This is a genomic window from Methylobacterium nonmethylotrophicum, from assembly GCF_004745635.1.
Taxonomy (GTDB): Bacteria; Pseudomonadota; Alphaproteobacteria; order Rhizobiales; family Beijerinckiaceae; genus Methylobacterium; species Methylobacterium nonmethylotrophicum.
Genome location: NZ_SRLB01000004.1, coordinates 120,599 through 133,592 on the forward strand (window position 1 = coordinate 120,599; position 12,994 = coordinate 133,592).

Annotated in this window: 11 protein-coding genes; 6 read left to right on the plus strand and 5 right to left on the minus strand. The window is 71.7% G+C overall.

Features of this window, described 5'->3' with window-relative positions; all coding sequences use genetic code 11:
- The first annotated feature begins 450 nt into the window (after nt 1–450).
- From EU555_RS05600 to EU555_RS37595, 3 genes are read left to right on the plus strand one after another with little or no spacing between them, the layout of a single operon-like run.
- A complete protein-coding gene (locus EU555_RS05600) occupies nt 451–1,281 on the plus strand; it encodes a DeoR/GlpR family DNA-binding transcription regulator (protein ID WP_245524157.1) in 831 nt (276 codons plus the stop codon).
- The gene (locus tag EU555_RS05605; protein WP_135413684.1) at nt 1,281–2,444 is read left to right on the plus strand and encodes an MFS transporter; all 1,164 of its coding nucleotides are present in this window, start codon (nt 1,281–1,283) and stop codon (nt 2,442–2,444) included. Before EU555_RS05600 ends, EU555_RS05605 begins: the two co-directional genes overlap by 1 nt.
- Before the next feature lie 12 nt (nt 2,445–2,456).
- Nucleotides 2,457–3,071 (plus strand): VOC family protein, encoded by a 615-nt coding sequence (locus EU555_RS37595; protein WP_342636465.1) that lies wholly within the window; start codon nt 2,457–2,459, stop codon nt 3,069–3,071.
- Nucleotides 3,072–3,261: 190 nt separating this feature from the next.
- On the opposite strand, the gene EU555_RS05615 is transcribed toward EU555_RS37595, so the two are convergent.
- Nucleotides 3,262–4,002: an SDR family oxidoreductase gene (locus tag EU555_RS05615; protein ID WP_135413685.1), complete on the minus strand. Its 741-nt coding sequence runs from the start codon at nt 4,000–4,002 to the stop codon at nt 3,262–3,264.
- An 81-nt stretch (nt 4,003–4,083) separates the two neighbouring features.
- Between EU555_RS05615 and EU555_RS05620 the strand changes: the two genes are divergently transcribed.
- Complete coding sequence (locus tag EU555_RS05620; protein WP_135413686.1) at nt 4,084–4,737, plus strand: TetR/AcrR family transcriptional regulator; 654 nt, start codon at nt 4,084–4,086, stop codon at nt 4,735–4,737.
- Nucleotides 4,738–4,902: 165 nt separating this feature from the next.
- Entirely contained in the window at nt 4,903–6,093 is a 1,191-nt protein-coding gene (locus EU555_RS05625; protein ID WP_135413687.1) for an MFS transporter, read from the plus strand.
- 40 nt (nt 6,094–6,133) lie between these two features.
- Here EU555_RS05625 and ycaC read toward each other — a convergent pair whose 3' ends face one another.
- Nucleotides 6,134–6,781: an isochorismate family cysteine hydrolase YcaC gene (gene ycaC / locus EU555_RS05630; RefSeq protein WP_135413688.1), complete on the minus strand. Its 648-nt coding sequence runs from the start codon at nt 6,779–6,781 to the stop codon at nt 6,134–6,136.
- Between the two features lie 279 nt (nt 6,782–7,060).
- On the opposite strand from ycaC, the gene yghU reads away from it, so the two are divergent.
- The gene (gene yghU / locus EU555_RS05635; RefSeq protein WP_135413689.1) at nt 7,061–7,933 is read left to right on the plus strand and encodes a glutathione-dependent disulfide-bond oxidoreductase; all 873 of its coding nucleotides are present in this window, start codon (nt 7,061–7,063) and stop codon (nt 7,931–7,933) included.
- Nucleotides 7,934–7,990: 57 nt separating this feature from the next.
- Here yghU and EU555_RS05640 read toward each other — a convergent pair whose 3' ends face one another.
- The 3 genes from EU555_RS05640 to EU555_RS05650 all read right to left on the minus strand — a co-directional run bounded on the left by EU555_RS05640 (nt 7,991) and on the right by EU555_RS05650 (nt 12,976).
- Nucleotides 7,991–8,533 (minus strand): TetR family transcriptional regulator, encoded by a 543-nt coding sequence (locus EU555_RS05640; RefSeq protein WP_135413690.1) that lies wholly within the window; start codon nt 8,531–8,533, stop codon nt 7,991–7,993.
- A gap of 244 nt (nt 8,534–8,777) precedes the next feature.
- Nucleotides 8,778–11,894, minus strand: a complete 3,117-nt coding sequence (locus EU555_RS05645; protein ID WP_205820796.1) for an efflux RND transporter permease subunit — start codon at nt 11,892–11,894, stop codon at nt 8,778–8,780.
- Nucleotides 11,891–12,976 carry an efflux RND transporter periplasmic adaptor subunit gene (locus EU555_RS05650; protein WP_135413692.1) on the minus strand — a complete coding sequence of 362 codons (1,086 nt, stop codon included), beginning with the start codon at nt 12,974–12,976 and terminating at the stop codon, nt 11,891–11,893. Before EU555_RS05650 ends, EU555_RS05645 begins: the two co-directional genes overlap by 4 nt.
- Nucleotides 12,977–12,994: the final 18 nt, after the last annotated feature.

The window sequence follows — 12,994 nt, forward strand, 5'->3', positions numbered from 1 at the left end:
GGATGACTGTATGACCTGATTGTCCGTCGGCCAATGGGATCCGGCGGGGATGTCCGGTCCGGACGGTTCTGCCCCCGTCCGCGCGCCCCCGCCGTATCACGCGGCGCCTCGTCGGAGAGGCGATGTGTCCCTTGGAGCGGTGCCGCGAGCGGCGCCGATCGTGACGGCACGTCCCAGGGCAGGTCGGCTGCCGGCCGCGGTGGTGGACCAGGCCCGGCTCCATCCCGTCCTGGGGCACGGCCTCGGCGCCGTTGCTGGCCCGCGCCGCGCCAGACCGTTCGGCGGCCGGCCGCGCGGGCCCGCGCTGGCGTTTCATGCGGATCCCGGCCTCAGCCGTTCAGCCGCATGCCGTCATCCGGTTCGGTCCTTGTTTCTGCATGTTTTGGGCCCGGCCAACCAACGATTCCCGCCATCCGGCACCCCAATACTGACATGCGTCGATCGATTCGCATGTTTTTTCCCGATTGTGATCCACGTTTTTGCGCGTTATCAACGGATATGTCCGCGAACCCACCCATCGCCCGACGCGAGCTGATCGCCTCCCGCCTCGACGCCGGTCAGCCCGTCTCCGCGCCTGCCCTGGCCACGGAGTTCTCGATCTCCGAGGACGCGATCCGGCGGGACCTGCGCGCGCTCGCCGCCCAGGGTCGGTGCCGCCGCGTCTACGGCGGTGCCCTGCCTCTCGCGCCCTCGGCAGCCCCCCTGACCGAGCGCGTCCGGCAGGATCGCGACAGGAAGGAGCATCTGGCCGCTTTCGCCGCCACGACGGTCCGACCGGGCGAGCTCGTCTTCCTGGACAGCGGCAGCACCAACCTCGCCCTCGTCGGGCACCTTCCCGAGGACGCCGACGTGACGGTGGTCACGAACTCGGTGCCCATCGCCGCAGCCGTTCTCGCCCGGCAGGATCTTCGGCTCATCACGGTGGGGGGCGAGGTCAATCTGATGGTCGGCGGCTGCGTCGACGCCGCGGCGGCGATGCAGGTCGCGCGCATGAGCTTCGACCGGAGCTTCATCGGCGCCTGCGCGGTCTCGGACGTCGACGGCCTGTCGGCCCACGATTTCGATGACGCCACGTTCAAGCGCGCCCTGCTGGCGCGAAGCCGGCAGGCGGTCGTTCTCGTGACGACGGAGAAGCTCGGCACCACCGCCCGTCACCGCGTGGCCGAACTCCCGGATCTGAGCGCGGTCGTCGTCGAGGTCGACGCGCCGGACGACGAAGTCCGGATCCTGTCCGACGGCGGCGCGATGATCCTGCGTGCCGTCCAGGCGCGAGCGGCGTGATGGGCCACCACCCGGCGCCTTCCAGGCTTCCCGTCGACCGGCCGGGCGCCCGCCTCGCCACGCGGCTGTCGTTCCTCGTCGCCGGCTTCGGCATCGCCTGCTGGGCACCGCTCGTGCCGTTCGCCAAGGCCCGGCTCGGAGTGGATGACGCCACGCTCGGGCTCCTCCTCCTGTGCATCGGCGTCGGTTCGGTCGCGGCCATGCTGGCGACCGGTCCGTTGAGCGCCCGCTACGGCAGCCGACCCGTCATCGTCGCCGGCGGCTTCGGCCTGGCGCTCCTGCTGCCGCTTCTCGGGATGGCCGGCACGCCGCTGACGCTCGGCCTCGCCCTTCTCGCCTTCGGCGCCTCGCTCGGCTCCATCGACGTCGCAATGAACATTCACGCCGTGGAGGTGGAGAAGGCGGCCGGAACCCCGCTGATGTCCGGCTTCCACGCCCTCTTCAGCATCGGCGGGTTCTTCGGGGCGACGCTGATGACGCTTCTCCTCTCCGCGTCGGTCGGCGTTCTCGCCGCCACCGCCCTCGCCTCGGCCGCGATGGCGACCGCCATGATCGTCGCCTGGCCTCGCCTCCTGCGATCCGCTCAGGCCGGCGAGGGACCGCTCTTCGCGCGGCCGCGCGGCGTCGTCCTCCTGCTCGCGGCGCTCGCCGCGATCACCTTCCTCGTCGAGGGCGCCCTCCTCGACTGGAGCGCGCTCCTCATCACCGAGGCGGCCCTCGTCGGGACGGCGCAGGGCGGGCTCGGCTACATGCTGTTCGCCATCGCCATGACGGCGGGCCGTCTCGTCGGGGATGCGGTGACGGCCCGTCTCGGCGACCGGAGAACGATGGTGTTCGGCGGGCTCGGGGCCGTCCTGGGGCTGGCCGCCGTTCTGGCCGCGCCGGCCGCATGGCTGTCGCTGGCGGGCTTCGTCCTCGTCGGCCTCGGCGCGTCGAACATCGTGCCCGTGCTCTTCCGCCTCGCGGGCTCCCAGACGGCGATGCCTGCCGGGCTCGCGGTCGCGGCGATCACCACCGTCGGCTATGCCGGCATCCTGGTCGGCCCCGCCGGCATCGGTTTCGTGGCTGAGCATGTCGGTCTGACGACGTCGTTCTGGCTGCTGGCCGGGCTCCTCCTCGTCGTGCCGTTCTGCGCCCCGGCCGCGACCATGTCCGACACCTGAGAGGACCAGCCCATGCGGCGTGCACACGTCGCCCTGCGGACCCGCGATCTCGACGCGGCGACCGGGTTCTGGCGGACCTGGTTCGGCGCCGAGATCGGGGAGCCCTCTCGCAGCCGACGTCGCCACGGCTTCGTCTCGCGCTTTGCGCCCCTTGCCTCTGGAGCCGGCATCGAGCCGATGACGGGCCCTTGGGCCGCGGACGGCGCCAAGGAGGCGGGCGGCTCTGACCCCGTTGCGATCCCGCTCGGTAGCGAGGCCGCCGTCGATGCGATGGCAGACCGGTGCGCCCGAGCGGGGATCCTGTCATCGGGCCCACGGAGGACCGGCGACGGCTTCTACGAGGCGGTGATCACCATGCCCGACGGAACACCTGTCGAGATCACGGCCCGACGCCGCGCCGCCGGCCTCCGCTCATCCTCGGCGAGCGCGTCCCGCGCGCTGCGCGCCAGCCGAGCCGGGCTTGCCTGCAGAGGATCCGCCCTTCGCCACGTCCTCCTCCGGCAGGGGTCGTGTCGCTTCGCGGGGGTTCGCGGGAGATCCCGCCTGCGCGCCCTCACGGCGCTGTCGCAGGCGACATCTCCCGCGGAGTTGAACCGCTCCGGGTTTCTCGGAGGCGGCCTGTCCTAAGCAGGATTGCATGGCGCAAGTCCGCTGAGGCTCTTGTGTTCGCCTCATTGTCGCCGCCGAACCGGTGACCGCTTCGGTACCGGTCGTTCGCGACCGGCGGAACGACGCTCAGGTCAGGCGGCCGAGGCCTGGTCGCCGACGCGAGGCGGAAGGACGACGCACCGCATCGGCCGCCGCCTGTGGATGCGCCTCAGGCGTTCGCGCCGCCGTCGACCGTGAGGGCGGTTCCGGTGATCTGCCGCGCCGCAGGGCCGGCCAGGAACGCCACGGCGGCCGCGATGTCCTCGGGCCGGCCGTAATGGCCGAGCGCGGTCATCGCCCGCTGCCCGTCCGCCATCGCGCCGTCGGCGGGGTTCATGTCGGTGTCGGTCGATCCCGGCTGGACCAGGTTCACGGTGATGCCGCGGGGGCCGAGCTCGCGCGCCAGGCCCCGGTTGAACGCCAGCAGGGCGGATTTCGTCATCGAATAGACCGTCACGCCCGGGTAGGGCACGCGCTCGGCGAGGCACGAGCCGATCGAGATGATCCGGCCGCCCTCGCCGAGATGCGAGATGGCGGCCTGCGAGGCCAGCACGACCGCGCGGACGTTCACGGCGAGGAGCGCGTCGATGTCGGCGAGCGCCATCTCGGCCAGCGGGCCGCCCCGGGCGATGCCGGCATTGTTCACCAGGATGTCGAGCCCGCCGAGCGCCGCGACGGCCTCGCCCACCGAGCGCGTCACCGCCGCGGCGTCGGCGCTGTCGGCCTGGATCGCGACGGCGCGGCGGCCCTTCGCCTCGACGGCGCGGACGACCTCCGCCGCACGGTCGGCGGACCGCTCGTACGTGATGGCGACGTCCGCGCCCTTCTCCGCCAGCGCCAGCGCGATGGCGGCCCCGATGCCGCGGGAGGCGCCCGTCACGAGGGCGCGCCGTCCTGCAAGTTCGCTCATGGTCCCGTCTTTCTGTATCGATCGACACAGAAATCGCTAGGCGCGTTGTGGAGTGGGGTCAAGCGATTTATATAACGATCGATGCAGAATTCGCCGCCCACCAAACCTCCATGCGGGCCGCCGGGCCGCGGCCGCGGCCGGCCGCGCGGGTTCGACCGCGACGCCGCCCTGGCGGGGGCGATGCGCCTGTTCTGGCACAAGGGTTTTTCCGCGACCTCGATCGCCGAGCTGACCGAGGCGATGGGAATCGGCTCGCCGAGCCTCTACGCGGCGTTCGGCTCCAAGGAGGCCCTCTACGCCGAGGCCCTGCGCCATTACGGCGAGCGCTACGAGGCGTTGGCCTGGGGCAACTTCGCCGCGGCCAGGACCGCGCGCGGGGCGGTCGAGGCGCTGCTGATGGATTCGGCCGCCGCCCTGACCGGGTCCTGCGGGCGCGAGGAGCCGACCGGCTGCATGGTGACGCTCTCGGCCGCCGGCAGCGAGGGCCATGCGGAACTCGGGGCGATCGTGCGCGCCGCCCGGGCCTATGGGCTGGAGCGGGTCCGGGCGCGCCTCGCCCGCGCGGTGGCCGACGGCGAGATCGACCCGTCGGTCGACATTGCGGCCCTGGCCCGGTTCGTGATGACGGTGCAGAACGGGATGTCGCTCCAGGCGCGCGACGGCGCGAGCCGGGCGGAGCTCGAGGCGGTGGCCGCCCACGCGATGCTGGTGTGGGACGCGCGCCTGCGCGGCTGAGGGCCGGGATCCCTCCGGAGCCGCAAGGCTGATCGTCAGACGACTCGGCCGGCGGTGAGCGGGCCGGCCCGCATGGCAGCGCATGCAGGTCAAGTTCTTACACAGTCCGCCGCGCCGCGCGCGCGTCGATTGACGGCCCGCTTCCGGCATCGATAGGGTGCCGGAATGCCCTCAGCCTCGCTCGTCTCATCCGCCGCCCGCCCCGCCATGCCGGTGCTGGCCGCGCTCAGCGTCGCGCATCTCCTGAACGACACGCTGCAATCGATGATCCCGGCGATCTATCCGCTGGTCAAGGACGCCTACCACCTCGACTTCGCGCAGATCGGCCTCATCACGCTCGCCTTCCAGGTCACGTCCTCGCTGCTGCAGCCGCTGCTCGGCTACGTGACCGACCGCCGGCCGTGGCCGCACGCGATGGTGGCCGGGATGGCCGCGACGCTGGCCGGGATCCTCGGCCTGTCCTTCGCGTCGAATTACGGGATGGTGCTGGCCGCGGCGGCGCTCGTCGGCACGGGCTCGGCCGTCTTCCATCCGGAGGCGACCCGGATGGCGCGCCACGCCGCGGCGGGACGCCAGGGCCTCGCGCAGGGCGTGTTTCAGATCGGCGGCCATGTCGGCTACGCGATCGGCCCGCTGCTCGCCGCCGCCATCGTGGTCCCGCACGGCCAGGCGAGCCTGTCCTGGTTCTCAGGAATCGCGATTCTCGCGATGCTGCTGATGTCCTGGACCGTCTCGCTCTACACGAGCGCGCGCCGCCAGCAGGCTGCCGCGGGCACGAAGCAGGCGGAGGGGAAAGCGGCGATGCCGGCCGGTCGCGTCGCCTTCGCGATGACGATCCTGGTCCTGCTGCTGATGTCGAAGAACGCCTACCAGGCGAGCTTCACCTCCTACTACACGTTCTACCTGATCGAGCGGTTCGGGGTGAGCGTGCAGGCCTCGCAGCTGATGCTGTTCGCCTTCCTGGTGGTCGGCGCGGCGGGCGTCATCCTGGGCGGCATGCTGGGCGACCGGATCGGCCGCGGGCGCGTCATCTGGATCTCGATCCTCGGCCCGCTGCCCCTCGCGCTCCTCCTGCCGCATGCCGACCTGTTCTGGACCGGCGTGCTCGGCGTGCTCGCCAGCTTCATCATGGCGAGCGCCTTCTCGTCGATCCTGATCTACGCGATCGACCTCGTGCCCCACCGCGTCGGCCTCGTCGGCGGCCTGTTCTACGGCCTGTCGTTCGGGCTCGGCGGGCTCGCGGCGGGCGGGCTCGGCCTCCTGGCCGACCGGCTCGGCATCGTCGAGGTGTTCCGCCTCTGCGCCTACCTGCCGGCCATTGGGCTCCTGGCCTTCCTGCTGCCGCGGCGGGTGTGAGGGCGGGCCGGACCGCGGCCCGGCCCGAGATCGCCCCCCGTCACGCGGCCGGGCGTGACGCCGGCATCCCGCCCCGGAGCGCGGTGTAGCTCGTGATCAGGTTGCGGTAGTCCGGGATGTGGTCCGACACCAGGGTCGCCAGCCCCTCCACGTCCCGGCGCCAGTCCCGCTGCAGCTCGCAGGCGACCGCGAACCAGTTCATCAGCTGCGCGCCCGCGGCGGTCATGCGGCTCCAGGCGGCCTCGCGCACGGCCTCGTTGAAGGTGCCGGACGCGTCCGTGACCACGAACACCTCGTAGCCCTCCGCGATCGCCGACAGGGCCGGGAAGGCGACGCAGACCTCCGTGACGACCCCGGCGATGATCAGCTGCCGGCGTCCGGTGGCCTTGATGGCGGCGACGAAGTCGGGGTTGTCCCAGGCGTTGATCTGGCCGGGCCGGGCGATGAAGGGCGCGTCCGGGAACTTGGCCTTCAGCTCCGGCATGATCGGGCCGTTCGGCCCCTCCTCGAAGCTGGTGGTCAGGATGGTCGGCAGCCGGAAGAACGCGGCGAGGTCGGCGACGGCCAGCACGTTGTTCTTGAACCGGTCCGGGTCGACGTCGCGCACCAGGGACAGGAGCCCGGCCTGATGGTCGACCAGGAGGACGACGGCCTGGTCGAGGTCGAGGCGGGAATAGGGCTTGGTCATCGTCGTCTCCGTCGCTCGGGCGCCCCCGGCGCCGTCGTGATGGGCTGACTGTGCCGTGCCGCCGCTCGATAGAAAACAGAAACGATCGAAATTCATCGTTTCCAAAAATACGCTCTTCACCCGAATGGGATTGCCCGGAGGCCGCGCCTGGTCGGCACGAACTCGCCTCGCGCGGTCATCCGTGCTCAAAGTCGCCGGTCTCGCGTCCGGTCCTCGGAGGCGGCTCCCGCGAGCCGCCCTCGCACCCCGTCGCACCGGACCGACCCCGGAGAGCATCCCATGAGCGATCAAGCCGAGTACGTGCCGCCGAAGGTCTGGACCTGGGACCGGGAGAGCGGCGGCCGCTTCGCCAGCATCAACCGCCCGGTCGCGGGGGCGACGCACGAGAAGGCGCTGCCGGTCGGCCGCCATCCGCTCCAGCTCTACTCGCTCGGCACGCCGAACGGGCAGAAGGTCACGATCCTGCTGGAGGAGCTGCTCGCCCTCGGTCATGCCGGCGCCGAGTACGATGCCTGGCTGATCCGCATCGGCGACGGCGACCAGTTCGGCTCGGGCTTCGTCGCGGCCAACCCGAACTCGAAGATCCCGGCCCTCGTGGACCGCAGCGGCGCGACGCCGGTCCGGGTGTTCGAATCGGGCGCGATCCTGACCTACCTCGCCGAGAAGTTCGGCGCCTTCCTGCCGACCGAGCCGGCGGCGCGGGCCGAGACGCTGTCCTGGCTCTTCTGGCAGATGGGCTCGGCGCCGTTCCTGGGCGGCGGCTTCGGCCACTTCTACGCCTACGCGCCGGCGAAGCTCGAATACCCGATCAACCGCTACGCCATGGAGACCAAGCGCCAGCTCGACGTGCTCGACCGGCGGCTCGCCGAGACGGAGTTCGTGGCGGGTGACGCCTACACGATCGCCGACATGGCGATCTGGCCCTGGTACGGCGGCCTGGTGAAGGGCTGGCTCTACGGCGCGGCCGAGTTCCTGGCGGTCGGGGAGTACCGCCACGTGGGGCGCTGGGCCGACCAGATCCTGGCGCGGCCGGCGGTGCAGCGCGGGCGCAAGGTCAACCGCCTCACCGGCGAGCCCGCCGACCAGCTCCACGAGCGCCACGACGCGAGCGACTTCGACACGAAGACCCAGGACAAGCTCGCCGAGAAGTAGACGCGCGCGGTGCGGGATCCGGGGTGGCGGGCGGGAGCGCCCGGCTCCCCTCTCCCGTCACCCGGCGACCGCGGCGCGGGCCGCCTCGATCAGGTCATTGGCCAGCGCCTCGTCGTCGACCGCCCGCGCGAGGACGACGGCCCCGACGAGGGTCGACAGGTTCGCCAGGGCGCGCTGCTTGCGGCGCTCCTTCGCCACCTTCGGCATCAGCTCGGCCAAGAGGCCGGCGAGGCCCCGGACGCCGTGGGTGAAGCGCGCGCGCACCGAACTGCCCGGCGGCTCGCGGGCGACGTCGTTGGCGAGCGCGGCGAGCGGACAGCCCCGGCCGGGGGACTGGACGTGCCCGAGGGAGAGATAGTTCGCGATCAGCGCGTCCAGCGTCCCCCGGTTCTCCTCGGCGAGGGCCGCGTCGAACGCCTCGACCGCCAGCGCGTCCTTGTTGGCGAACTGCCCGTAGAACCCGCCATGGGTGAGGCCGGCGGCCGCCATGATGTCGGCGACGCCGACGCCGTGCAGGCCGCGCTCGCGAAACAGGGTCGCGGCGACCTCGACCACCCGTTGACGGTTGAGCTTGGCTTGCTCCTGCGAGACTCTGGGCATGGCGCGATCCTTCGCTGGAAGCTCCGATATAGATGCCTGGCGTCCTTGATGAAGGGCGCCGATCGCGCCTGCCGCAGGGCTGTTCGGGGAAAGACGAGGCGCGGGATTTCCCCTCTCCCCGCGACGAAGTCGGGCTTGCCCGACTTCGCACCTTGCTTGGCAGATCTCGGGCAAGCCCGGGATCTGGCGGGGAGAGGAGAACCCGCGCCCCTCTTGTTGCGGCGCGCGCCTGCAGGCAGCGCCCTCACACCGAGACGGGCAGCCCCGACGGCGCGCCGGCGGTGCCGGGATGCGCCGCCGCCCCGGCCTCGCCCGGCCGGCGGACCCGGAACCACAGGGCGTAGAGCGCGGGCAGGAACAGCAGGGTCAGCACCGTCCCGACGCCGACGCCGCCGATCAGCACGTAGGCCAGCGCCCCCCAGAACACCGAGTGGGTCAGCGGGATGAAGGCCAGCATCGCGGCCGCCGCCGTCAGGATGACGGGGCGCGCCCGGCGCACCGTCGATTCCACGATGGCATCGTAGTCCGACAGTCCCGCCGCCCGGTCGTGATGGATCTGGTCGACCAGGATCAGGGTGTTGCGCATCAGGATGCCCGACAGCGCGATCAGCCCGAGGATCGCGTTGAAGCCGAAGGGCTGGTGGAAGACCAAGAGCGTCGGCGCGGCCCCGACCAGGCCGAGCGGGGCGGTGGCGAAGACCATGACCATGGTGGTGAACGAGCGCACCTGGATCATGATGACGGTGAGCGTCACGATCAGCATCAGCGGGAAGACCGCCACCAGCGACGCCATCGCCTTCGCGCTCTCCTCCACCGCGCCGGCCGTGTCGATGCGGTAGCCGGGCGGCAGCGTCGCCTTGATCGGCGCGAGCAGGGGGAAGATCTGCGCGTGGATGTCCGGCGGCTGCCGGCCGTCGCGCACGTCGCCCTGGACACGGACATACGTCTCGCGGTTGTAGCGCTTGAGCACCGCGTCCTCGTTGCGGGTCTCGAGCCGCGCGACCTGGGACACCGGCACCTGGCGCCCGTCCTTCGTGGCGAGCGTCAGGTCGCCGATGTCGCCGAGCGAGCGCCGCTCGGGGCCGGGGCTGCGCAGGAGCACGTCGACCGCGCGCAGGTTCTCGCGCACCTGGGTCGCCGGCGTGCCGGTCAGGTAGCTCTGCAATTGCTGCCCGGCCTCCTTCGGCGTCAGGCCGATCAGGCGCAGGCGCTCCTGGTCGAGGACGAGGCGCAGGTTCGGGGTCTTGTTGCCCCAGTCGAGGTGGACGAGCCGCATGTTGGGGTTGGCCGCCATCACCTCGGCCACCTGCGCGGCGATGCCCCGGATGACGTCGAGGTCGGGCCCGACCACCCGGAAGGCGACCGGGAAGCGGATCGGCGGCCCGAACACGATCTGCAGCACGCGCACCCGCGCCTCGGGGAACCGGCCCTCGTCGACGAGCCGGCGCACCTTGGCCCGGAGCACGTCGCGGGCTTGCGAATCGGCGGTCTGGACGACGATCTGCGCGAAGGCCGGATCGGGCAATTCGGGGTCGAAGGAGAGCACGAAGCGCGGCATGCCCTGGCCGACATAGCTCGTGATCTCGCGCGCCTCCGGCAGTTCCCGCAACGCCGCCTCGACCTTCCTGACGCTCGCCTCCGTGGTGGCGAAGGCCGAGCCCGTCGGCAGCGTCACCTCGACGATCAGCTCGGCCCGCTCGGAATTGGGGAAGAACTGCTGCTCGACCTTGCCCATGGCGGCCACGGCGCCGGCGAACAGCGCCACGGTGATGCCGGCGGCCATCCACTTGTGGTCGACCGAGAGCCGCACGATCCGGCGCAGGCGCTGGTAGTTCCTGGTGGCGTAGATCGCGTCGTGCCCGCCTTCGACCTCTTTGATGGTCGGCAGGAGCTTGACCCCGAGATAGGGCGTGAAGGTCACCGCCACGACCCACGAGACGATCAGCGAGAAGGCCACCACCCAGAAGATGTTGCCGGCATACTCGCCCGCCGTGGAGGCGGCGAAGCCCACCGGCAGGAAGCCCGCGATGGTGACCAGCGTGCCGGTGAGCATCGGGGCGGCGGTGGCGCTCCAGGCGTGGGTGGCCGCCGCGATCCGGTCGGCGCCCTCCTCCATGCGCACCACCATCATCTCGATGGCGATGATCGCGTCGTCGACGAGGAGCCCCAGCGAGATGATGAGCGCCCCGAGCGTGATCCGGTCGAAGTCGCGGCCGGTGACCATCATCACCACGAACACCGCCGAGAGGGTGAGCGGCACCGCGAGCGCCACCACGATGCCGACCCGGAAGCCGAGCGCCACGAGGCTGACCACGATCACCACCCCGAGGGCGGTGAAGAACTTGACCATGAACTCGTGGATCGCGTCGTCGATGACCTTCGCCTGGTCGGTGATCTTGGTGAAGGTGACGCCGGTCGGCAGTTCCCGGTGGATCGCCGCCTCCTCGGCGGCGAGCGCCGCGCCCAGCGCGAGGCCGTTGAAGCCCGGCTTCATCACGAGGCCGAGCATCAGGGCGGGCTCGCCGTCGTTGCGGATCGCGAAGGACTTGGGATCCTCGTAGCCGCGCCTGACCTCGGCGATGTCGCCGAGCTTGAGGCTGCGGTCGCCGGCCGCGACCGGCAGCTCGCGGATCGCGTCGAGCCCGTCGATGGCGCCGTCGAGCCGCAGGTACACGCGCGGGCCGGTGGTCTCGACGAAGCCCGCCGGCGTCACGTCGTTCTGGTTGGCGAGCGAGGCCAGGAGCTGCTGGCCGGTGATGCCGAGGGTGGCGAGGCGCTGGTACGAGATCTCGACGAAGATCTTCTGGGCCTGCTCGCCCAGGATGTTGATCTTCTCGACCCCGGGCACCCGCAGGAGGCGCTGGCGCAGATCCTCGGCCCGCAGCACCAGGTGCCGTTGCGGCAGGCCCTTCGCCTGGAGCGCGTAGAGGGCGAAGTAGATGTCCGAGAACTCGTCGTTGAACAGCGGCCCGAGCACCCCGCGCGGCAGGCTGGCGGCCTGGTCGGAGAGCTTCTTGCGCGCCTGGTAGAACTCCGATTGGAGCTTGGCCGGCGGCATGTTGTCCTTGAAGACGACCTTCATCAGCATCAGGCCGGGCCGCACCGTCGTCTCGACGCGGTCGTAGTAGACGAGCTCCTGCAGGCGCTTCTCGAGCGGGTCGGCGACCTGGCGCTGCATCTCGTCGGTGGTCGCGCCGGGCCAGGCGGCCGACACCGCCATCACCTTCACGGTGAAGGCGGGGTCCTCGGCCCGCCCGAGCTTCTGGAAGGCGAACAGGCCCGCGCCGGTGAGCGCCAGGAGGAGGAAGAGCGTGACGGCCCGCTCGCGGACCGCCAGCGCCGAGAGGTTGAAGCCGCTCATCGGGATGCTCCCGTCAGGCTGACGGGCGTTTGGCGCACGATCTGGCCCGGCTTCAGGAGATGGGCGCCGAGCGCCACGATCCGGTCGCCCGGGCTCAGGCCGGACGCGACCTCCGCGCTCTCCTCCGACAGGCGGGCGACGGCGACCGGCTGGGCGGCGACCGTCCCGGTCGCGGCGTCGATCTTCCAGACCGCCGAGCCCTTACCCGAATCGAACAGGGCCCCGAGGGGCACCGCGACCGCCGGGGCGCGCTCGGCCTCCGCGGGCTTGAGCCGGAGCGTCACGGTCGCCCCGAGGGGCGCGTCTTCGCCGCCGCCGGAGAGGATGTAGCGCGCCCGGTAGGTCCGGGTGAGCGGGTCGGCGGTGGCGGACAATTCCCGCAAGGCCGCCGGATAGGTCGCCTCGCCCTCGGCGTAGAGCGTGGCGGAGGCCACCCCCGTCGCGAGCCGCCGGCTCGCCTCGGGCAGGAAGATCTCCGCCTCGCGCGAGCCGTCCCGCGCCAGCCGGACGACGGTCTGGCCGGCCGCGACCACCTGGCCCGGCTCGCTCGGCACCTCCATCACGACGCCGTCGGCATCGGCCTGGAGCTCGGCATAGCCGGCCTGGTTCTCGATCTGGCTCGCCTGGGCCTCGGCGGCGGCGAACTGGGCGGCGGCCGCATCCGCCGCGGCCTTGTTCTGATCGTAGGCCTGGCGGGAGGTCCAGCCCTCGGCCACGAGCTTGCGGCTGCGCTCCTCGTCGGCCCGGGCCTTCACCATCTGGGCCCGCGCGGCCTCGACGGACGAGCGGGCGGCGTTGAGCGCGAGGGTGAAGTCGGTCCGGTCGAGGCGCATCAGCGCCTGCCCGCGGCGCACATGCTGGCCCGGATCGACGAGCCGCTCGAAGATCTTGCCGCCGACGCGAAACCCGAGGTTGCTCTCCGTCCGGGCCCGGATCACCCCGGTGTAGCGCGCGATGCCAGCGGCCCCCGGCGCGACCTCGACGGTCTGGACCAGGGGCGGTTCCGGCGTCACCGCGGTCTCCGCCGGCGAGCACCCGGCCAGGGCCAGTCCGGCGAGCCCGAGCATCCATCTCCTGTCCATCGACCGTCTCCCCGCGCT

Excerpts from the sequence above, each read along its gene's own strand:
- EU555_RS05600 (WP_245524157.1), top strand. The coding sequence starts at position 451 with ATGTTTTTTCCCGATTGTGATCCACGTTTTTGCGCGTTATCAACGGAT.
- EU555_RS05605 (WP_135413684.1), top strand. The coding sequence starts at position 1,281 with ATGGGCCACCACCCGGCGCCTTCCAGGCTTCCCGTCGACCGGCCGGGC.
- EU555_RS37595 (WP_342636465.1), top strand. The coding sequence starts at position 2,457 with ATGCGGCGTGCACACGTCGCCCTGCGGACCCGCGATCTCGACGCGGCG.
- EU555_RS05615 (WP_135413685.1), bottom strand. The coding sequence starts at position 4,002 with ATGAGCGAACTTGCAGGACGGCGCGCCCTCGTGACGGGCGCCTCCCGC.
- EU555_RS05620 (WP_135413686.1), top strand. The coding sequence starts at position 4,084 with ATGCAGAATTCGCCGCCCACCAAACCTCCATGCGGGCCGCCGGGCCGC.
- EU555_RS05625 (WP_135413687.1), top strand. The coding sequence starts at position 4,903 with ATGCCCTCAGCCTCGCTCGTCTCATCCGCCGCCCGCCCCGCCATGCCG.
- ycaC (WP_135413688.1), bottom strand. The coding sequence starts at position 6,781 with ATGACCAAGCCCTATTCCCGCCTCGACCTCGACCAGGCCGTCGTCCTC.
- yghU (WP_135413689.1), top strand. The coding sequence starts at position 7,061 with ATGAGCGATCAAGCCGAGTACGTGCCGCCGAAGGTCTGGACCTGGGAC.
- EU555_RS05640 (WP_135413690.1), bottom strand. The coding sequence starts at position 8,533 with ATGCCCAGAGTCTCGCAGGAGCAAGCCAAGCTCAACCGTCAACGGGTG.
- EU555_RS05645 (WP_205820796.1), bottom strand. The coding sequence starts at position 11,894 with ATGAGCGGCTTCAACCTCTCGGCGCTGGCGGTCCGCGAGCGGGCCGTC.
- EU555_RS05650 (WP_135413692.1), bottom strand. The coding sequence starts at position 12,976 with ATGGACAGGAGATGGATGCTCGGGCTCGCCGGACTGGCCCTGGCCGGG.